This window comes from Alkalibacterium olivapovliticus (assembly GCF_003003275.1).
GTDB classification, from domain to species: Bacteria; Bacillota; Bacilli; order Lactobacillales; family Carnobacteriaceae_A; genus Alkalibacterium; species Alkalibacterium olivapovliticum.
Genome location: NZ_PVTO01000025.1, coordinates 20,555 through 39,381, shown reverse-complemented (window position 1 = coordinate 39,381; position 18,827 = coordinate 20,555). Strand labels below are relative to the sequence as shown.

Genomic DNA, 18,827 nt, shown 5'->3' with positions numbered 1-18,827 from the left:
AATTTTACTCATGTAATAAGTGCAGTATTCAGTAAGTTTGTTTTTAAAAATAGGATCCCAGATGATTAAGTATAAAATTTATTTATGTCTGACAAAAAAAATGAGCAGATAACAAAAAATAAGAAATTTCCAGAGAAATCGAGTACCATATATAAAACAGAAACGTCTAAGACACTTTCCTCTATGGAAGGTGTCTTTTTTTACCCAGATGTCTGTTAACAGATACTCGTTAAGAAAAGAGGAGTGGTTAGGGGCCTCGGCATAAACATCCAGCGTTACCCAGTGTGTTAATTGGCATTTAGTATAGAAACAAGACGCAATTTTTTCGGGAATTGCGTCTTGTTGATAAAAGGTGGTTTTTACTACTGGTTTGACATATAATAGAGTATTGGCATTTTTCTGGTGCTTTATATCAATCAATTTAAACACATCTAGTGTGCAGGGTTCCAATCAAGGGTGGTGCGAACAATGACTCCAAAAGAAAAAATGTTAGAACTGATCAAAAATAAACAAGGTGGTGGAAAGTCTACAGAGACTAATACACCAAAGAATGATCTGAGAAACATGCGGAGAGGGCCAAAAATTTATAACAAATAAGTTTACCTAACCTATTAAATATATAGAATACCTAAAAGGTGGTGCAAAAAAATGAGTCCAAAAGAGAAAATGTTAGAACTGATCAAAAACAAGCAAGGTGGCGGAAAGTCTATACAGAACAACACGCCAAAAAATGATCAGAAGTACATGAGAAAAGCTCCAGTTTTTTTAAAGTAAACTAGCAATAAACTGAAGTGACAGTAGGGCTGGTGAATAGTAAGATTTGTTCAGTCTACTGCTCCTGCCTTGAATACGAATAATAGTAATCTCTTATAAAAAAATATAAAAATAGTGTTAGTTATAATCAGGGAATTGCGTAGTGCAGTTCTTTTTTTGTACAAAAAAGGGGATTAACGGTGAAAAAGTGTGAGAATAGTACATTTATAATTTGTAAAGGACTAGTCAAATAGAATATAGTAGTAGGTATAGCAAGACTAAATAATTAAGACTGAAGCAACTGGGAAATAGAGGGTATAAAAGAGTTGTAACAAAATGTGTTTAAAATTAAATAACTATTTTTGACAGGATGAAACCATAGCAGTTTCTATAACGGGTTTATCCGTTCGATTGAACAATAGAACGGACAGAAAAGGGAGGATGTTGACGAGAATGCAAATAAAAAAAATTTGGCTGCAGGGGTACTCAGTATATCCGCTATAGCACTTCTATCAGCAACTGTTTCAGCTGAAGAAGAAACAGATGAAAATAGAGAAGAAAGCCTCAGAGAAACAACCTACTTAATGGTATCAGATGAACCTATTTTATCTGTACCCGATGTATTTCCCCAACAGTTTACATATGACAGTGTCGTGGACATTGACTATCCAGAAGGAGGAGTAAAAGGAATTTTTCTTACGGGAGGCTCAGCAACCGGTGAAAGTATGAATCAGTTGACAGACTTACTCAATACGACGGAACTGAATTCAATGGTGATTGATGTTAAAGATGATGATGGAACGATGGTGATGGATTTAGATTCTGATCACGAATACGTTCAGCAGTTCACTCGAAATTACGTTGATGCGGAAGCGTTAATGCATCATTTGGAAGAAAATGATATATACCCTATTGCCCGAATCGTTGTATTTAAAGATTCACGTCTGGCGAATGAACGCCCTGATCTTTCCTTTACAGATGAAAATGGCGAAGTATGGTCAAATAACGTTGGTGCCAGTTTTTTAAATCCATACGAGCGTGAAGTGTGGGAATATAATGTCGAGGTTGCTAAACAAGCAGCGGCATTGGGCTTCCAGGATATTCAGTTTGACTATGTCAGGTTCCCAGAAGGGTTTGGCAGTATGGATGAGCAGTTAACCTATTCCCGTGGCGATTATGGTGAAAGTAGTTCAGATAATGTTCAGCAGCGTGTAGATGCGGTAACGGATTTTATTGCCTACGCTCGTAAAGAATTGGAGCCTTATGGGGTTGATCTTTCCGTTGATATCTTTGGGTATGCAGCATTAGTTCAGGAAGAACCGAATATCGGCCAAAGTTTTACACGGATATCTGAAAATGTAGACGTGATTTCGTCTATGATTTATCCAAGTCACTGGGGTCCGGGGAACTTAGGTATTGCGCGGCCTGATCTGGAACCCTATAACCTTGTGTATAATTATATGGATGTTGAAAATGAAGTCTTGGCAGAATTAGGTGAAGACAGACCTAGGTCAAGACCATGGATACAAGATTTTACTGCTTCATATCTGGGAGCTGGGAATTATATGCAATACGGTGATCATGAAGTCTCAGAACAGATTCGTGCTCTTCACGAACAAGGCGTTGAAGAATTCCTGCTTTGGAATGCAGCAAGTAACTATTCAGAAGGCGCAACATTTGATTTTAACGACTAATCGTCTTTACAAACGTAAGGTGCAGCAAAAAATGATTTTCATTTGAGTTTTAAAGGCTGTTCACGGTTTAAGGAGTAGTGATAAATTGATTTTATATTTATCTACTCATTTGATATTTTTAAAGTATTAAGCTACAATAAACCTATTAAAACAGACGGGAGGTGGAGGTTAGATGTTTAATTCAACTGCGAAAAAGTACGGGAAAATGAATGCCTATTTGTATTTATGCCGTGCTGAAATTTCTGCATTTGTTGTGCAAACGGGATTAGTGTGTCCTTTTTTAGCAACTAAATAGCAGAAACGTAGTGAAAACATCTCGCTCCACCAGGAACTATACAGGAGATCATTGTCATGGTCTCCTGACTTAAGTGTATTGTTCATTAAGTCATGGGAGAAGATTATTTCCTGTGGCTTTTTTTGTATACATTAAGTCACTCAGTTAAAGATTTCTAGTGGAGTATCAGGAGGAAAGACAAAATGATACTTTGCAGCTTAAACGATGTCTCGCAGAACTATGGAGGCACTGATATTTTTAAACACATACAATTTGAAATAAAAAAAGAAGAACGAATTGGCTTAGTCGGAAGAAACGGGAGTGGAAAGACCACATTGATGAAACTGATTGCCCAAGTCGAAGAGCCTACGGAAGGAATGATTTACTGGAAAAAAGAGGTTACAATAGGTTACCTTCAACAGGTGTTCGACAATCCAGCTGAACTGTCCGTCAAAGATATATTGAGAACGGCTTTCTCAGATCTGTTGACCAAAGAGAAGCGTATACGTGCGATTGAAGAAAAAATGAGTCAAAAGGGCTCTGAAGAAAAGTTAGACACTTTGCTCGAAGATTACGGAAAACTTCAGGAAGACTTCCTTCAAGAAGGAGGATACGAAATCGAGTCTAAAATCCAGCAGGTAGCGAACGGTCTGACGATCACCCCTCTACTGGATAGAGACTGTTCCCTTCTGAGTGGGGGAGAACAGACTAAAGTTGGCTTGGCTTTGAACTTACTGAAAGAACCGGATCTATTGCTATTGGATGAACCAACGAATCATCTGGATTTTTTAGCTATCGAATGGCTGGAAGACTTCCTAAAGCGTTATAAAGGAACAGTGGTCGTCATTTCGCATGATCGTTATTTTCTGGATAATGTCGTGTCAAGGATTGTTGAAATCGAAGATGGTGAATGCAATGCATTTAAAACGAACTACTCTGAATTTCTAAAAGAAAAAGAGCAGATCATGCTGCGTGAATTTCAAGCGTATGCAGAGCAGCAGCGTAAAATAAAGAAAATGAGAGAGCGTGCAAAGACACTTAGAGAATGGGCCAATCAAGCAAAGCCGCCGAATCCTGGCCTGTATAAGAAAGCACGACACATGGAACGCATGATTGAGAGGATGGAAAAAGTCAAAAAGCCACATGTCACTAAAAAAATGGGGCTGGACATCCAATCGACTGAACGAAGTGGGACAGATGTCATCTTGGCCAAAGATCTATCCAAGTCATATGATGACCAAGTGCTCTTTGAGTCTGCAGCTATCCACCTCCGCTTTAAAGAACGAGTGGGAGTGATCGGGGAGAATGGGTCTGGGAAATCAACACTGCTGAAAATACTACTTGGACAGATAGCCCCCGACACGGGTCAAGTCAAAATTGGAAGTAGTGTAAAAATTGGCTATCTCTCTCAACACATTTTTGAAGATAAAAAAGAAGAACGTCTGATTGATGTGTTTAGAGAAGAGGTCTCCGTAGTTGAGGAAGAAGCTCGTTCGATTTTGGCTCGTTTTCTCTTTTATGGTCTGGATGTTTTTCAGAAAGTAAAAGGATTGAGTGGCGGAGAATTGATGAGGCTCAGACTGGCTCAATTGATGTATCAGAACATAAACATGCTGATTATGGACGAACCGACCAATCACTTAGATATTGAATCAAGAGAGGTGCTGGAAGAAACGCTAAGTACATTTGACGGCACGATTATGGCTGTTTCACATGACCGGTATTTCCTGGATCAGTTATGCGAAACCATTTATTGGATTGAAGAGAGTAAGGTGACGCATTACCCGGGGAATTATTCATGGTCTAGAAATAAGAGGCACGAGCAATTCGATTGACGGGTAAGACCCCTATACTCAAAAGGCAAATAAGAGAGGACATAAGAATGCATACAAATCAGTTTAACAATGAGATGTGGGATAGGTGGGTAGACAATAAGAAAGCCTATACTGTACCGTTGACTCATGATCAATTTTTGAAAGCAAAAAAATCTGACTTAACTGTTTCTTTGACAATAGGCAAAACTGTTCCTAAAAAGTGGTTTGAAAAAGCCAAAGGGAAGAAACTGTTAGGACTAGCGTCTGGGGGTGGGCAACAAGGACCGATTTTCGCTGCCCATGGCTATGACGTGACGATAATGGACTATTCAGAGAAACAGCTCAAAAGTGATAGAGAGGTAGCAAAAAGAGAAGAGTTATCTATCCAAACGGTTCAGGCAGATATGACTCACCCCTTTCCTTTTGAAGACAATGAGTTTGATATTATATTTTTCCAGTGTCGAACGTTTTTATCGAGGATTTATATACGATGTGGAATGAGTGTTACCGCGTGTTGAAACAAGGTGGCATCCTGATGGTTGGATACATGAATCCTTGGGCTTATATGTTTGATGCAGACGAGGTCTGGGATCATCCTGAAGCGCTGTTAACACCAAAATTCAGTATCCCTTTTAACTCAAGAGAACTGGAAAAAGAAGGAAAAGTAATCATCAATCCGGAGCAGGGATATGAATTCAGTCATTCTCTGGATGCGCAAATTGGTGGGCAATTGAAAGCCGGTTTTGCGATGATCGATTTCTATGAATCAACGGATAGTCATAATAGATTAAGTCAGTACGGCAATACCTATCTGGCAAACTTATCGATAAAGCTCTGAATAGAGATGCACCACAATTAAAAGTACAACTCTGGTAAAATAGAGTTGTACTTTTTAATTTCTCATAATCTCTAATCATGATTTTTCAAACCCTGACAGTCAGATGTCAGTAATGGTGTAGTACACTTTAAGCACAGCAGGCAAAGATGAATGGGAAGGGGAGTTCAATATGAGACTAGATCGTCTACTCGGAATCACAATGGAACTCTTGTCCAAGAAAAAGATGACAGCTTCAGAGTTAGCGGAAAAATATGAGGTATCAGTTAGAACGATTTACAGAGACATGGAATCCATTAGCATGGCAGGTATTCCTATTAAAGCAACGACAGGAACTGCTGGTGGATTTGAAACTATGCCGGGTTATTTCTTGAGCAAAAATTATTTTTCCCTGCAGGAGCTAGGATTGATGTACCATTTTTTTAAAGCGTTGGGAGCCGTATCTGAGAATAGTCCGTTTAGTGGCGTTACACAAAAATTATCTGCTTTAAACAATCAACTTGAGGAAACATCCCAGGTCTTGTTTAAATCTGTTGCGACGGATAAAGAAGCAGAGAACCTCTTGAACCTTCACAAGGCTGTGGTGGAAGCAGAAGTGTTGACCATACAGTACATAGATGCCCATGGCACCCGAACTAAACGAGATATCCTACCTTATCAGTTGATATGGGAAGACAGCAGCTGGTACCTGGAAGCGTATTGCTTATTAAGGCAAGCTAAGCGTTACTTTAAACTCTCACGTATTGACTCGGTGCAAAAATCAGGGCAATACATTGAAAAGAAACCTGAATTACTAGAAGAAGTAAGATCAGATGGTTTTCAGACGACCTTATTATTTGATTATTCTGTCCAGTCAAAGGTCGACGAACAGTTTTCCGGCAAGTGGGTAAAAACAGAAAAGGGGCTGAGTGTGGAAACTGAATTTTACGACAAACAGTATGCTCTATCTGTTATATTGAGCTATACCAACAAGGTAAAAGTTATTGAACCAGACTGGTTAAGAAAAGACTTGGTCAACGTATTAAGAGACATCCAAAGGAAATACAAGGAGGAATAGAGGATGACATACTTCGTTACAGGAGCGACTGGGACAGTCGGAAAACACATAGTCGATCAGTTAGTTAAGCGCGGAGAAAAGGTTCGCGCGTTAACAAGGAACCCAGAGAAAAGAGAAGCATCAGCTGCCATAGAGTGGGTCAAAGGAGATTTGAAAAATCCTGAAACGTTTAAAGAAGCATTACAAGGAATAGATGGACTGTACCTGATTGGATCTACCGATAAAATGGGAGATGATGAACTGGTCACGTCCCCTGATATAATATCCTTGGCAGAAGAAGCAGGCGTTAAAAAAGTAGTCTTAAATGCTGTTTACGGTGATGACGAATTACGGGATGCAATTAAAAATAGTTCTCTGGAATGGACCTTCGTTCAAGCTGCTGGCTTTATGGCAAATGCTCTGGAAATGAATGGGTGGAAAGAGGCTATTCAAGATAAGTCAGTTATCAAAGAACCAAATCTGAATAAAGGATCTGCTCTCATTCACGAAGAAGATATTGCACGTGTTGTTGTAACAGTTCTTTTAGAAAATCAGCATCACGCTAAAACCTATTCTATAAATGGTAAAGAAGCGATCACGGTTGCTGAACAACTGGATACTTTAAGTAATGCGTTGAGCGTTCCGATTGTATATCAGGAACAAACACTGCAGGAAATGAAAGAAGAGCTCAAACGCGCTGGAGCATCCGAAAAGGAGATAGCGTTTTATGTAGAAATGACGGAGAATACACCAGAAATGGGAATAGTACCCAATGGTCTAGTAGAAAAACTGACTGGGAAATCTCCAAAAACATTTTATCAATGGGTAGAAGAGCATAAAGGGTTATTCAATGACTAGTTTTAACTAGTTGTTAGTTTATAGGAGATGAAAAAAATATAAAATCCAGCGTTTAAATCAAATTTTATATAGTATATAGATTCCTGAATAATTCACGCTTCTCTAGGAACCTTGTAAAAATTGCCTAAAGGCAAGCTTATTTTGCTCATTCGGTTTCACCTGTTAAGTGATGAGAAAAGAACCCCGTTCTGCTATGGTTAAGGTGACTAAACCAACCAAAAGAAAGGAGTTATCTTCATGATTAACTTACACAAAAATCAAGTTAAATTCAATTCAAACATCACAATTTTCCATACAGATGGTCGAAAACCCGTCGTGTCTGTATTAGATCTGTCCGTGAAGCAGGAGAACTCCACTTTCAACACGCACTCATTGTGACTAATCTTTCAGATAATGTGTCGCCTGAAGTACTATTTTCTCTTTATGCCAAACGCGGAACAATGGAAAACTTCATCAAAGAAGCGAAAACGGGATTTTATTTTGATAAAACAGATAGTCCACGCTTCTTGGAAAATCATGTCAGAATGGTGATGAGCTTACTTGCTTACAATCTCATCAACTTTTTAAAGACCATTGGTTTTGAAGAAGTGAACCAGGGAATGACTATTCAGTCCATTCGACTAAAACTTCTTAAAGTCGCTGGCAAACTCGTTCAAACAGACAGACGAATCTATCTTAAACTGTCTAGTTACGATGTTTATCAAAATGAATTCTATGCTGTCTTCGACCCCCTGAGGCGGTCCAGTCAATGGATATAAGCTAGTCAGTTGATAATTTTTCTACTAAAGAATTTATTAGAAGAATGCCCAAAATTATACAAAAGAAGTCTTTGGACAGTCACTAAGAGAGAAAGCAGTCTTAAAACGGATCATTTAATGGAAAGTGATTAAAATATCTCAAAAAACGATTAATCTTTTGAATAAAAGGTTCAAATGTAGAGCTATGAATTATTCAGGAAAGTAATAATTAATATAATAAACGTTCTCCTTGTGTTTTGCCATCAGTAGGGAATAATTTTTAAAAATAATAACGAGGAGATTAAATAATGGCATATTCAGACGTTAAAGGCTATTTTAATGATTTGGTCGCAGGCCAAGGGGTGTTTTATACCCGGCTTCATCAGTTCCGTTGGTATATAAAAGGCCCTCATTTCTTTGCTTTGTATGAGAAGTCCGAAGAATTTTACGATGAAATCACAGAGGCAATGGACGAAGTGGCTGAACGACTGCTGATTGCTGGCTGTTGGCGGAGAACCTTACTCTACACTGGGTGAGGTTTTGGAACATTCTGTACTGAAAGAAAATGCAAGAGATAAAAATCTTACTGAAGAAGAAATGTTCCGTGCGGTCGTCAATAATTATAAAGCATACGGCAACTTCCTATCAGAAGGGATTAAGTAAACTGAAGACAAAGAAGATTTTGTATCCAACGACATATTGATTGTCTTGAAAGAAAAAGTAAATCTGACTGTGTGGATGCTGCAGGTGTTCCTTGGGAATGAACCGCATGAGGAAACTAAATAAGACTATCTGACTATTTTAAAGCTGGACGCAATGCTCAGCTTTTTTATTTTTGCAAAAAATATTTAGCAATACCGAAAGAAAACAATTTTGTTTTTGAAAACTTGTATGATTTGAATGAAGAGTGAGACAGAGTAGATTATTATTCTAGGTAACAGTGTAAGAAACAGTTGATAGACCGGTGACAAAGGTGTAAGTAGTCAGGAAGCTACGGAAAGATGTAAGGAGAGTCTTTTGTTCCATTTTTATATAGACAGGAGAAAAACTTGTTTCAAATCGGCACACTGGATATAGTAAAGGACAGTTGAATAAACTAGTTTGATTATAAGGAGAGAGAAAAATGACAGAATACCCAACAGCAACCCTTAGCATTAAAGGGGGATCGAAAAAAGGATTCAAAAATACAGTGCAGGTGAGAGACGTCCCGTCGATCATAATCGATGAACCGGAAAGACTAGGTGGAACAAACGAGGGAGCGAACCCGCTGGAATACTTTTTAGCTTCCCTTTCGGCCTGCACATCTATAATGATTGCTTATGCAGCGAAAGAGATGGGTTTTCAATACCGAAACGTTACATATGCTGCAGAAGGCACATTGGATCCCCGGGGTTTCAAAGGAGTTGAAGGAGTGCAGACTTATTTTAAAACCATTAGCTTGGATATTGAGGTGGAAACTGAGGAAACAGAAGCATCTTTTCAACAGTTAAAAGAAACAGTAGAAAAACGGTGTCCACTGTATAATTTGGCTAAAGATGCAGGGGTAGAAATCGAAACACACTGGGGAAAAAAAGAGAGTACACCCCAGTAGCCTATGTAATATAGAGGGGTCCTTACCTGTATAATAAAGTTGAAAAAGACAGGACTGAGAGCATGCTCGGTCTTGTCTTTTTTAGTCTATAATTAAAGAGTAAACGTACTGTTATTAGAAATCCGACGACAGTTATATAAGAATGATTTAGGAACGATACGATTTGACTTGTTGCGATTATAAATGAAATCTGCTGTATTGGAAGCGAAGAACGACTGGCTGATGGAAAGAGACCAGTACATCGTAGAATCAATCAGTGATCCTATTGTATATCAAAAAGAAGAAATAAAGCGTATCGAATCTTTTATGGATTTGGCAGAGACTAACATGTTCAATTTAAATGAAATAAAAAGAATGGCACTCAATCTGGTTACATACACGAGCAGATCGCTTAATCAACTGACACAAAATGAAACAGATAAAATTAATGTCTACGAAAGAAACAAAAAAATCATGTCTGTTAATATCCATGAAGATCAATAAGGAGCCGCTTGAAAAATGGAGAGCTTATACTGAACGCAATGAAAAAGAATCACTGTCCGATTCCCTTATTAAAAGAACGACTGCCTATATAAACCGCTGTTATAGTCAGCCGGACTTGATTTTAAGTAAATTGGCAGACGAAATTCATGTGACAGCTCCTTATTTAAGTAATTTATTCAAAGAAGAAATGGGTGAAACTTTTACAGAATACTTGTTGAGTTTGAGAATGGAGAAAGCAAAAATGTTTTTGAGCACTACCCAATTAAAGACGTATGAAATCGTCAGTGAGACAGGCTACAGTAATTCCTACTATTTCAGCAGTTTATTTAAGAAACATACAGGGATGACCCCTACTGGCTATAGAAAAAAAACTGCTTAGAAAATAATGCGTAGGAAACAGAGACTGGGACAGGTGTTCTAGCTGTCTGCTTTGTTGTAAACGAGCAGAAGAGTGAATAAAAAAAACGTTTAGAACAGAGGACTTACTGAAAATAGCAGAAAGATCGTGTCAGACATTGATGAAGAAATTTACACCAGAAAAATTTCCACCGGAAATGGTCTTTCATTATCACAAAGTATATTCTTGTTAGGTATGATGAAAGTATGGGAAAAAACTGGAAACGATGACTATTTAGGTTATATAAAAGGGTATTACGATGCCTTGATCAATGATCAGGGCAATCTGCTGTATGAACGTGACCAGTTGGATACGATTCAGGTAGGTATCCTGTTATTTAAATTATAGAAGTCACTAATCATCCAAAATATATGATTGTTGCCCGTAAATTGAGAGAAATCATTGATACTATCAACCGCACTTCTGAAAACGGTATGTGGTTGGATGGACTGTACATGGCAGGACCTTATTTAATCAAATATGCGAATCAGTTCCATGAAAAGGATCTGATTCAATTTGTGTTATATCAAGAGCATCTAATGCATAAGCATATGACCGATCCTGAAACAGGACTGCTTTATCATGCCTGAGATGAAAAAAAGGTTCAGCCGTGGGCAGATAAAGAAACTGAATGCTCACCAGAGTTTTGGGGAAGATCGGCCGGCTGGCACTGCGCTGCTCGATATTCTGGAAGCAATTGGCTGGAATCATCCAGTTCATCATTATATCTTTATACTATCGCTAAAGCTTTAGAGCACGGCTATATAAGTAAAGAATATAAAGATGTACTGGTCAGAGGTTTTAATGGTCTGATGGAGCATATGACCGAAGAAGATGGAGAAGCTCTCCGTGTAAAAGGAATCTGTATTGGAACATCCACAGGAACCTACGACTATTATGTTGACCGTCCTACTTCGACAGATGATCTGCATGGTGTCGGAGCGTTCTTATTTGCAATGATGGCCCTATATGATTATGTGAAGTAAGACTGCCGGAAGTCGATGTGGCCCTTAACTTTTTTATCAGGTAGTCAAGACAGAAAATAAATAAACTCGTGGTGTGACTACGTAGAAGATGAAAGACAGACGAATGTATCGTATTACCATATTGCCCGCAGTGGTTACTACTGCATCGAAAACGCTAAAAAGTTAATCGAATACAATCCAAGGTATTCAGCAGTACAAGTAGTAGAGGCAAGCGTTCAAAGTTATATTGATCGTAAGGTCATTACAATTTCGTGATTTGTTTAAAAAAAATTAGTATTGGATCATGGAATAAAGGAATACTTCGGTTAAGTGTGATCTATATTATGTCATTAATGAAAGAGAAGTTGTAAATATAACGTTTGTCGAGAACTCTTCAGATTCTTTGATAGAAGTAGAAGTCTTTAGTGATTCTATCGACAGGTTTGTAGGGAATCTGCAAAGAGGGGACTCGCAGGAACCTATCCAATAGAAGTATACTGTTACGAAAGGAAGAATATTTGTGAAAAAACAAATTTATTTTCATCGCTTTACTAATCTCATGAGTAGGATTCGTGTGGAAAGCAAAGAAAGAAGTTAGGAGCATATCCAGTAAATTTGCTGAGATTGCTTTAAAGTTGATACCTTTTAAAGATCCTGAAACAAAAGAGAAAATAGAGATAGCACGTCTTAAAAGTATCCAGCCTTATACTCTCTCTTCTTCAGTAAAGAAAAGGTTAAATTGATTGCGATAATATCTTTTTCTCCGTGATAATGTGTACAGCGTGTCTCTTTATCTACCATGTATCCTTAAACCTTCATAATATGTAGTTCTCCAGTTCCCTCATCTCTAACCCAACCATACTATATAAGAAAAGGATTGCCAGACAATGGAGGGCAGTTGTAAGACTATTTATAAAATTGAGTTTTACTTAATTGTTATATAGTATATCGTCTTGTGATTTAGTATACTTAATGAAAAATAATAGGGTGAGGTAGTCATGACAATAGCATACGAGGTTAAAGAAGAAGATTATGTCAATTTTAACTTGTATCACATACAACATTCCCCATCGCAAAAGAATTGGTATAATACGATAAGGTTTGTCTTGCCAGTCCTTTCTATGCCGGTCATCTATTTCACGGGGACGCTGGTTTTTAATCAGCCGAGAATACTCTGGATGATTACGGCTGTCCTGTTTTATATTTATTGGATTAACTCGTATCCGAAGCAGCATAAAAAGACAGTTAGGAAACAGACTGTAAAACTATTGAATGAAGGAGACAACTCATCGTTATTCGGGAAGAAATCACTGGAGATTGTCGGGGACAACTTGATTTTTACAGAAGAAAGCGCGACTTCAACCTTATCAAAAAGGGCAGTCAAATCCATTAAAGAATCCGATGATATGCTTATTCTTTACGTAAGTGCCGTATCAGCAATCATTATTCCAAAACGCTATTTAAGTGATCAGGATATAAGGGATATACGGGCAGTTATAAAATTTGGGTGATACATGAGTACAGGAGATTCTAGTTCCAAAAATGATAGGCTTCCCTGCTAGATACTTTTATGTCTGTATACGGTATAGTTAAGTGGACTGACAAATAAAAGCGCTTCAAAATACATAGATTGTGAGAGTATATAATGATACTGGAGAAACGAGTATATACCATTTTTGATTTAATTAAACTGTCTTTCAAGGTAGCCCCAACATTAGCGGTGGTGATTTTAGTATCCCGATTAATGGTGGCGCTATCAGGACCCGCTCTGATTGTTGTAACCGCTCATTTCATCAATACGTCTTTGGCAGTGGTCAATGAGGCGGTCAGTCCTGAGCAAATGGTCTTACCTATTGTGGTCCTGGGACTGCTTAGCTTTTTAAGACAGGTCGTTAACGTGTCGAATAAGTATATTAAAAGTAAATTTCTCATTCAGACCCGGCTGAGTTACCGGGTAGAGCTTGTCGAAAAACGAGGCAAGCTGGCTTATCGCTATATTGAGGATCCGGATACATACGATTTGATCAAACGCATAACCGATTCGGCGGACACTCAGATCATTGACCAATATCAGAACGTACTGAGTCTCATTGACATTACCATTCAGGTGGCGGGGATTCTGATTATTCTATTAGTCAATGTCTGGTTGGTCGCTCCTATCATTGTGCTCTTTTCCGCACCCGCTTTTTATTTTGGTGCAAAAGCCGGGAAAACAGTATATGAAGCAGAACGTGATGTGTCCAAAGTTGAGCGTAAGGCAGTCTACTTGGCTGAAGTGTCTAGTGGGCGCGATGCAGTCTTAGAGCGTACGTTATTTGGATATGGAGATAAAGTAACTAGAGAATTGTGGAACCGTTTTGAATACGTCAGAGTACACAAACAAGCAGCCAGGAAAAAGACCGATACCCAGTTGGCTATCAGTGGCATGCTGACGGTAGTAACGGCGGGAAGCGTCATGCTGGTATTACTACAGCCTGTAGCGACTCAACTCATTTCAGTTGGCCTGTTTATCTCATTGACGACCGCCAGTATTTCTTTGTCCAATACCCTTGGAGGCTGGTTGCCGAATGTGTTGAGCAAGTTTACGAAAGACGTTGAGTTCCTAAAAGAGCTCAGCCAATTCGCCCAACTTGAAGAAGTAGAGGATGCTTTGCTGTCACCTCATTCGACAGATTTTATTTTTGAAAAACTGGTATTTAAACAAGTGTCGTTCACTTATCCGGGAACAGAGAAAAAGATACTGGATAATGTCAGCTTTGAGATAAAGCCTGGAAAACACTATGCGCTTGTTGGCGAAAATGGGGCTGGAAAAACAACGGTTATTAAATTGTTGACAGGCCAATACCTGAATTATAAAGGGGACATTTTACTGAACGGAAAAGAATTGAAAGAGTATTCCAGTTCAGACTTAAAGTCAGTGTTCAGTATTGCCTATCAGGACTTTGCTAAATATCAGCTGTCGATCAGAGAAAATATAGAGATCGGTGATTTAGAGAGTACCACTGATGATAGACTTTTTAAGGCAATCAGCGACTTCAAATTAACTGACTTAATCAATAAACTGCCAAAAGGAGTCGAGACATCACTCGGGAAGATTACAGAAGATGGTGTCGATCTATCTGGAGGGCAGTGGCAGAGGATTGCATTGGCACGGACGATCATGAATCCTGCGCCAATCAAGATTCTAGACGAGCCAACAGCTGCCTTAGACCCAATGAGTGAAAGCAGACTGTATGAGCAGTTTGAACAGATAATGGAGCACACGACCTCTCTATTTATTAGTCACCGATTAGGATCTATTAAGCTGGCAGATGAGATTCTTGTATTTGATAAAGGAACAATTATTGAGCAAGGCAGGCATACCAGTCTGATGGCACAAAAGGGGAAATATGCACTTATGTATCAGAGTCAGCTGGAATGGTACAAAAAGGATGAATCAGAGGTGAAGGCAGATGCCTAAAAAGAAAGTGCCACTATTTAAGGTCGCACGTGAGGTCTTAAAGTATACATTTATATGCTGGCCAACAGCAACCAGTTTCTATCTTTTGATTGGAGTAACTTTGGGTGTGCTGACTGGGTTGAGTGTCTGGGTGATGCAATTTGCCTTTGACAGTGTGACGGAACTCGCAGCGGGTGGCCGGACAATGGAAGCTGCGATTTTGCCGGTCATCCTCCTTATTGTATTTCTGACAAGTCAGGAAGCCGTTATTGCTCTGTACACTTATTACATGAATACGATAGAGGCACGAATGCATGGCTTTATGTCCAGAAAAGTGGCAGAAAAAACAGCTAAGCTGGAACCTGTTTTGTTTGAAGACCCACAGATGCTGGATGACATCAACAAAGCGTCCGAAGGTACAAGTCAGGCCTTCGGGGTTGGCAATACAATCATTAGCGCGACAACACTTTACCTGCCATACATTATCATTATTGCCATCTACCTGTATAATCTGATTCCTCTGCTCACCTTAGTCATTCTCCTAACCTTTGCAACTAAAATGGTGGCGCTGGTGGTCAGGTCAAAATTGTACATGGATCTGGAAGAACAGTCAGCCCCGTTGAGACGGAAAAGACTGTTTTATGAGGATGCCATGATAGGGAGGCAATACTTTAAGGAAACTCGTCAGTTAGGTATTTTTGGATTTTTCAAAGGGAAATACATGACCAGTGTTCATCTGCTTAACCGCGAGACCTGGAAAGCAGATGCAAGAGCTGCGACGTTTGATTTGATCACAGAAATACTGAACGGTATTAATGACGTGATCATTTTGTATCTCCTTTTCCATTCCCTGCAGAATGGGTGGATCACAGTGGGCGCATTTGCAGCTGTACTGGCGAGTGTCAATGAGTTAAGCGACATGATCGAAGAATTGATCAGCGACCATTTTACAGTGGTGGCAGAAGATCTAGGGAAAATCAGTTACCTCATCAAGCTGTTTGATCTGCCGGAAAAAACGGGGGAAGACAGAGAAGTGAACTGGAGAGGAACTGTTGAGTTTGAAAGGGTTTCTTTCTCCTATCCCAACGCACAGCACCCGAGTATCGATGATGTGTCACTGTCTATAAAAAATGGAGAAACCGTTGCTATTGTCGGTGAGAACGGGGCAGGGAAATCGACCTTTACTAAGCTGCTGCTGGGACTATATGAACCAACTAGTGGAGAAATCAAAGTTGATGGACACGCAATCAGTACTGTTTCACCTGAGAAGCTGTATAAGGGGGTATCAGCTGTTTTCCAGTATTATCAGCGGTATCAGTTAACCCTTGAAGAAAACATCCGTATCAGCGATTCTGGTGGAGAAGCAGACTTGGTTCCCCTGATGGAACAAGCAGGTGTAGACTGGGAATCTCGTAGTTATCCTGAAGGAACGGAAACCATGCTTTCACGGGAATTTGGTGGAATCGATTTATCCGGTGGTCAATGGCAACGGGTTTCAATCGCTAGAGGTCTGTATCGCCTTCATGACCTCATCGTGCTGGACGAACCGACTGCGGCAATCGATCCGTTGGAAGAAAGTCGGCTGTATGAGAAATTTGCAGAGATATCTAAAGACAAGACGTCTGTGATTGTGACTCACCGCCTCGGATCGGCTAAAATTGCGGATAAGATCGTCGTACTGGATAAAGGGAAAGTGGTCGAGACGGGGACTCATCAAGAACTGCTGGCAAACAAAGGTCAGTATTCAGAGATGTATGAATCTCAGTCCAGCTGGTATATGAACTGATTTTTGACCAATCAATTGAAATGATTTAAGACACTTTCTTCTTTGGAGGGTGTCTTTTTTATACTCGAGGAGGAATAATACTCATTTACATATTCATAGTATCAAGAATATTAAGTGTAACTTAATCTAAAGTATCTAACGAACGATATAAAGAAAACTGTCGCGAATTAAACTGAATCTGATTTAACCCTTGTAATCATTAATAGTTAGGTATAGGGTTATTTTACAACATATATAAATTATTAACGGAAAGCAGTGCAATGGGTAAAGTAACAAGGGGGAAAAATGAATGAAACGTCACGACAAACTGATATACGTAGTCGGAACGATTTCGATGATAGTAATGGGATTGTTAGTTATAGGCGGTATAGCGTTATTTTTAATTACTCGAATTGATGCAGCAACGGACACACATGCTCAAAGAGAAGCCGCTAGACTGGCGGAATTGCCGAGAGAAGAAGAACCGGTTGAAGAAGTCGGATTTGTTATCGAAAATATTGTGATGACTAGCATTTCGGGAACGGTATATTGGGAAACGTCGGATAATTCTTCGGAAGGCATCATTATTTTCTATGAGAATAACGACGGTTCAATTTCAATATCCGAATCACGAAGTGAATTTCCGCAGGGAATACAATACTCTGAAGAAGTGACGGCTGCTATTGAGCGCGAGTTTGATTCATTCAGATAATCAATTATCAAAAACGTCAGGGTCCTTTCATGTGTCCTGCTGAATAAAGGTGGTTTTCACTAGCCTTTTGACATATAATAGAGTGTTGGCATTTTTCTGATGCCTTTAATTAATCAATAGTCGCATATAGAGTGTGCAGTGTTACAAACAAGGTGGTGCAAGCAATGAGTCCAAAAGAAAAAATGAAAGAACTAATTAAGAATAAACAAGGTGGCGGAAAGTCTATACAGACTAGCACACCGAAAAATGATCAGAAATTTATGAGAAAAGCTCCAGTGATTTTTAATAAATAATTAACTAAGAGCTTATGACAATAGTATAGTATAAAAACTCCTTTTTTAAGGGGTTCTTTTTATGCCTTCAAATAAGTTGAACCTGAAAGGTTTTCGTGCAATAGTATAGAGAAAAACTAAAATGACCATAGGTAGTTTTTTTCAATTAGATTCTCAAGACTATTCTATTAATTTTGAAAGAAGGAAATTGTATGACTAAACGACTTTTTACACTTGGAATCCTGGCTCTTACCCTAGTCCTTTCAGGGTGTGCTGAGCTGGAAACAGTACTGGAGGACATGACGGAATCGACTCAGACGAGTCAGGAAGATGCTGACAGTTCATACGATGCTGATCTACTGGACGATTTGGACGAGGATGATTATTATTCATCACCGGAAGATGTGGCGCTGTACTTGTACGCGTTTGATGAGCTGCCTCATAACTATCTGACAAAGGCGGAGGCGCGTGAACTGGGCTGGGATGCTAGTGAAGGCAACTTATGGGACGTGACTGATCAGATGATCATCGGCGGGGATTATTTTGGTAACCGGGAAGGTCTTCTTCCTGAAGAAGACGGCCGTCGATATTTTGAGGCAGATGTCAATTATGACGGTGGGTACCGCGGGGCTGAACGTCTGGTGTATTCGTCGGATGGGCTAATCTATTACACCGATGACCATTATGATAGTTTCACGCTGCTCTACGGAGAGGAATAATCTATGCGATTAGTCAAATTGAATGGAAAACTGATGACCAGTAAAGAGAAAACACATGACATTCTGCAGGAACAATTGAAAATCGAGGGGTATCACGGACGCAACCTCGATGCCTTGTATGATGCACTAACTTCACAAAGTCGGGATCTGGAAATCATGCTGCTTCATAAATCAGGTTTAAAAGCGAACTTAGGACCATATGCAGAGGCGCTCATCTCTACATTTAAAGATGCGGTGGCAGCTAACGAGCATATAGTGTTTAAAATTATATAAAAGTTGCCAGTATAAAAAAACTCTCTTCCAAAGGGAGTTTTTTTATACGCTGATAATACGATTTTCAAGTAAGAGTGAATCGGTGGACATTAGCCAGTTCAATTCCTTAATTATTTTTCCTTTGGTAGTCATTAAGTGACTTCCAAGCGTTATGCTGTTCGACTTAAAATAGAATGAATCAAATACATTACAACGATTGAACGACTGATA

At 39.2% G+C, this 18,827-nt stretch carries 22 protein-coding genes and 2 pseudogenes; all 24 read left to right on the top strand.

The annotated features are described in order from the left end of the window. Positions 1 to 468: 468 nt before the first annotated feature. Positions 469 to 597 (top strand): hypothetical protein, encoded by a 129-nt coding sequence (locus CLV38_RS14090; protein WP_281260057.1) that lies wholly within the window; start codon positions 469 to 471, stop codon positions 595 to 597. A 51-nt stretch (positions 598 to 648) separates the two neighbouring features. Next, positions 649 to 774 (top strand): hypothetical protein, encoded by a 126-nt coding sequence (locus CLV38_RS14085; protein ID WP_281260056.1) that lies wholly within the window; start codon positions 649 to 651, stop codon positions 772 to 774. Positions 775 to 1,223: 449 nt separating this feature from the next. Continuing rightward, positions 1,224 to 2,447, top strand: coding sequence for a putative glycoside hydrolase (locus tag CLV38_RS10875; protein WP_245920585.1), 1,224 nt, complete (start codon positions 1,224 to 1,226; stop codon positions 2,445 to 2,447). A gap of 477 nt (positions 2,448 to 2,924) precedes the next feature. Beyond that, positions 2,925 to 4,556 (top strand): ribosomal protection-like ABC-F family protein, encoded by a 1,632-nt coding sequence (gene abc-f / locus CLV38_RS10870; protein WP_106195427.1) that lies wholly within the window; start codon positions 2,925 to 2,927, stop codon positions 4,554 to 4,556. A gap of 47 nt (positions 4,557 to 4,603) precedes the next feature. Further along, a pseudogene (locus tag CLV38_RS10865) lies at positions 4,604 to 5,373 on the top strand (class I SAM-dependent methyltransferase). A 169-nt stretch (positions 5,374 to 5,542) separates the two neighbouring features. Further along, positions 5,543 to 6,427 carry a helix-turn-helix transcriptional regulator gene (locus tag CLV38_RS10860; protein ID WP_106195424.1) on the top strand — a complete coding sequence of 295 codons (885 nt, stop codon included), beginning with the start codon at positions 5,543 to 5,545 and terminating at the stop codon, positions 6,425 to 6,427. 3 nt (positions 6,428 to 6,430) lie between these two features. After that, positions 6,431 to 7,264, top strand: a complete 834-nt coding sequence (locus CLV38_RS10855) for an SDR family oxidoreductase (RefSeq protein ID WP_106195421.1) — start codon at positions 6,431 to 6,433, stop codon at positions 7,262 to 7,264. Positions 7,265 to 7,560: 296 nt separating this feature from the next. Then, a pseudogene (locus CLV38_RS10850) lies at positions 7,561 to 8,022 on the top strand (transposase); the annotation flags it as partial. A 287-nt stretch (positions 8,023 to 8,309) separates the two neighbouring features. Continuing rightward, positions 8,310 to 8,537 carry a ferritin-like domain-containing protein gene (locus CLV38_RS13650; protein ID WP_146129011.1) on the top strand — a complete coding sequence of 76 codons (228 nt, stop codon included), beginning with the start codon at positions 8,310 to 8,312 and terminating at the stop codon, positions 8,535 to 8,537. 4 nt (positions 8,538 to 8,541) lie between these two features. After that, the gene (locus tag CLV38_RS14080; RefSeq protein WP_281260055.1) at positions 8,542 to 8,664 is read left to right on the top strand and encodes a hypothetical protein; all 123 of its coding nucleotides are present in this window, start codon (positions 8,542 to 8,544) and stop codon (positions 8,662 to 8,664) included. A 460-nt stretch (positions 8,665 to 9,124) separates the two neighbouring features. Continuing rightward, entirely contained in the window at positions 9,125 to 9,592 is a 468-nt protein-coding gene (locus CLV38_RS10840) for an OsmC family protein (RefSeq protein WP_106195419.1), read from the top strand. Positions 9,593 to 9,775: 183 nt separating this feature from the next. Beyond that, positions 9,776 to 10,075 carry a hypothetical protein gene (locus tag CLV38_RS10835; protein WP_106195417.1) on the top strand — a complete coding sequence of 100 codons (300 nt, stop codon included), beginning with the start codon at positions 9,776 to 9,778 and terminating at the stop codon, positions 10,073 to 10,075. Continuing rightward, entirely contained in the window at positions 10,062 to 10,454 is a 393-nt protein-coding gene (locus CLV38_RS10830) for a helix-turn-helix domain-containing protein (protein ID WP_170068887.1), read from the top strand. The genes CLV38_RS10835 and CLV38_RS10830 overlap by 14 nt, the downstream gene beginning before the upstream one ends. A gap of 126 nt (positions 10,455 to 10,580) precedes the next feature. After that, positions 10,581 to 10,820: a glycoside hydrolase family 88 protein gene (locus CLV38_RS14075; RefSeq protein WP_211295469.1), complete on the top strand. Its 240-nt coding sequence runs from the start codon at positions 10,581 to 10,583 to the stop codon at positions 10,818 to 10,820. 41 nt (positions 10,821 to 10,861) lie between these two features. Beyond that, positions 10,862 to 11,062 carry a glycoside hydrolase family 88 protein gene (locus CLV38_RS14070; protein WP_281260054.1) on the top strand — a complete coding sequence of 67 codons (201 nt, stop codon included), beginning with the start codon at positions 10,862 to 10,864 and terminating at the stop codon, positions 11,060 to 11,062. Beyond that, positions 11,055 to 11,225: a hypothetical protein gene (locus tag CLV38_RS13890; RefSeq protein WP_211295467.1), complete on the top strand. Its 171-nt coding sequence runs from the start codon at positions 11,055 to 11,057 to the stop codon at positions 11,223 to 11,225. The genes CLV38_RS14070 and CLV38_RS13890 overlap by 8 nt, the downstream gene beginning before the upstream one ends. Further along, positions 11,174 to 11,458: a glycoside hydrolase family 88 protein gene (locus CLV38_RS13885; RefSeq protein WP_211295470.1), complete on the top strand. Its 285-nt coding sequence runs from the start codon at positions 11,174 to 11,176 to the stop codon at positions 11,456 to 11,458. Before CLV38_RS13890 ends, CLV38_RS13885 begins: the two co-directional genes overlap by 52 nt. Positions 11,459 to 12,435: 977 nt before the next feature. After that, complete coding sequence (locus CLV38_RS10820; protein WP_106195413.1) at positions 12,436 to 12,948, top strand: YcxB family protein; 513 nt, start codon at positions 12,436 to 12,438, stop codon at positions 12,946 to 12,948. Positions 12,949 to 13,082: 134 nt separating this feature from the next. After that, positions 13,083 to 14,897, top strand: a complete 1,815-nt coding sequence (locus CLV38_RS10815) for an ABC transporter ATP-binding protein (protein ID WP_106195411.1) — start codon at positions 13,083 to 13,085, stop codon at positions 14,895 to 14,897. Beyond that, positions 14,890 to 16,662 (top strand): ABC transporter ATP-binding protein, encoded by a 1,773-nt coding sequence (locus CLV38_RS10810; RefSeq protein WP_106195409.1) that lies wholly within the window; start codon positions 14,890 to 14,892, stop codon positions 16,660 to 16,662. Before CLV38_RS10815 ends, CLV38_RS10810 begins: the two co-directional genes overlap by 8 nt. Before the next feature lie 289 nt (positions 16,663 to 16,951). After that, positions 16,952 to 17,353, top strand: a complete 402-nt coding sequence (locus tag CLV38_RS10805; RefSeq protein WP_106195407.1) for a hypothetical protein — start codon at positions 16,952 to 16,954, stop codon at positions 17,351 to 17,353. A gap of 164 nt (positions 17,354 to 17,517) precedes the next feature. Beyond that, the gene (locus tag CLV38_RS14065) at positions 17,518 to 17,646 is read left to right on the top strand and encodes a hypothetical protein (RefSeq protein WP_281260053.1); all 129 of its coding nucleotides are present in this window, start codon (positions 17,518 to 17,520) and stop codon (positions 17,644 to 17,646) included. Positions 17,647 to 17,837: 191 nt separating this feature from the next. Further along, positions 17,838 to 18,344, top strand: coding sequence for a ribonuclease domain-containing protein (locus CLV38_RS10800; protein ID WP_106195405.1), 507 nt, complete (start codon positions 17,838 to 17,840; stop codon positions 18,342 to 18,344). 3 nt (positions 18,345 to 18,347) lie between these two features. Beyond that, on the top strand, positions 18,348 to 18,617 hold the full coding sequence (locus CLV38_RS10795) for a barstar family protein (protein WP_106195403.1): 270 nt from the start codon (positions 18,348 to 18,350) through the stop codon (positions 18,615 to 18,617). The last annotated feature ends 210 nt before the right edge of the window (positions 18,618 to 18,827 follow it).

Bases quoted from the DNA above. Each gene is read 5' to 3' on its own strand.
- CLV38_RS14090 (WP_281260057.1), top strand. From the start codon at position 469: ATGACTCCAAAAGAAAAAATGTTAGAACTGATCAAAAATAAACAAGGT.
- CLV38_RS10820 (WP_106195413.1), top strand. From the start codon at position 12,436: ATGACAATAGCATACGAGGTTAAAGAAGAAGATTATGTCAATTTTAAC.
- CLV38_RS10795 (WP_106195403.1), top strand. From the start codon at position 18,348: ATGCGATTAGTCAAATTGAATGGAAAACTGATGACCAGTAAAGAGAAA.
- CLV38_RS10855 (WP_106195421.1), top strand. From the start codon at position 6,431: ATGACATACTTCGTTACAGGAGCGACTGGGACAGTCGGAAAACACATA.
- CLV38_RS10805 (WP_106195407.1), top strand. From the start codon at position 16,952: ATGAAACGTCACGACAAACTGATATACGTAGTCGGAACGATTTCGATG.
- CLV38_RS14065 (WP_281260053.1), top strand. From the start codon at position 17,518: ATGAGTCCAAAAGAAAAAATGAAAGAACTAATTAAGAATAAACAAGGT.
- CLV38_RS10810 (WP_106195409.1), top strand. From the start codon at position 14,890: ATGCCTAAAAAGAAAGTGCCACTATTTAAGGTCGCACGTGAGGTCTTA.
- abc-f (WP_106195427.1), top strand. From the start codon at position 2,925: ATGATACTTTGCAGCTTAAACGATGTCTCGCAGAACTATGGAGGCACT.
- CLV38_RS13650 (WP_146129011.1), top strand. From the start codon at position 8,310: ATGGCATATTCAGACGTTAAAGGCTATTTTAATGATTTGGTCGCAGGC.
- CLV38_RS13890 (WP_211295467.1), top strand. From the start codon at position 11,055: ATGCCTGAGATGAAAAAAAGGTTCAGCCGTGGGCAGATAAAGAAACTG.
- CLV38_RS10830 (WP_170068887.1), top strand. From the start codon at position 10,062: ATGAAGATCAATAAGGAGCCGCTTGAAAAATGGAGAGCTTATACTGAA.
- CLV38_RS10840 (WP_106195419.1), top strand. From the start codon at position 9,125: ATGACAGAATACCCAACAGCAACCCTTAGCATTAAAGGGGGATCGAAA.
- CLV38_RS10800 (WP_106195405.1), top strand. From the start codon at position 17,838: ATGACTAAACGACTTTTTACACTTGGAATCCTGGCTCTTACCCTAGTC.
- CLV38_RS10815 (WP_106195411.1), top strand. From the start codon at position 13,083: ATGATACTGGAGAAACGAGTATATACCATTTTTGATTTAATTAAACTG.
- CLV38_RS14085 (WP_281260056.1), top strand. From the start codon at position 649: ATGAGTCCAAAAGAGAAAATGTTAGAACTGATCAAAAACAAGCAAGGT.
- CLV38_RS10835 (WP_106195417.1), top strand. From the start codon at position 9,776: ATGAAATCTGCTGTATTGGAAGCGAAGAACGACTGGCTGATGGAAAGA.
- CLV38_RS10860 (WP_106195424.1), top strand. From the start codon at position 5,543: ATGAGACTAGATCGTCTACTCGGAATCACAATGGAACTCTTGTCCAAG.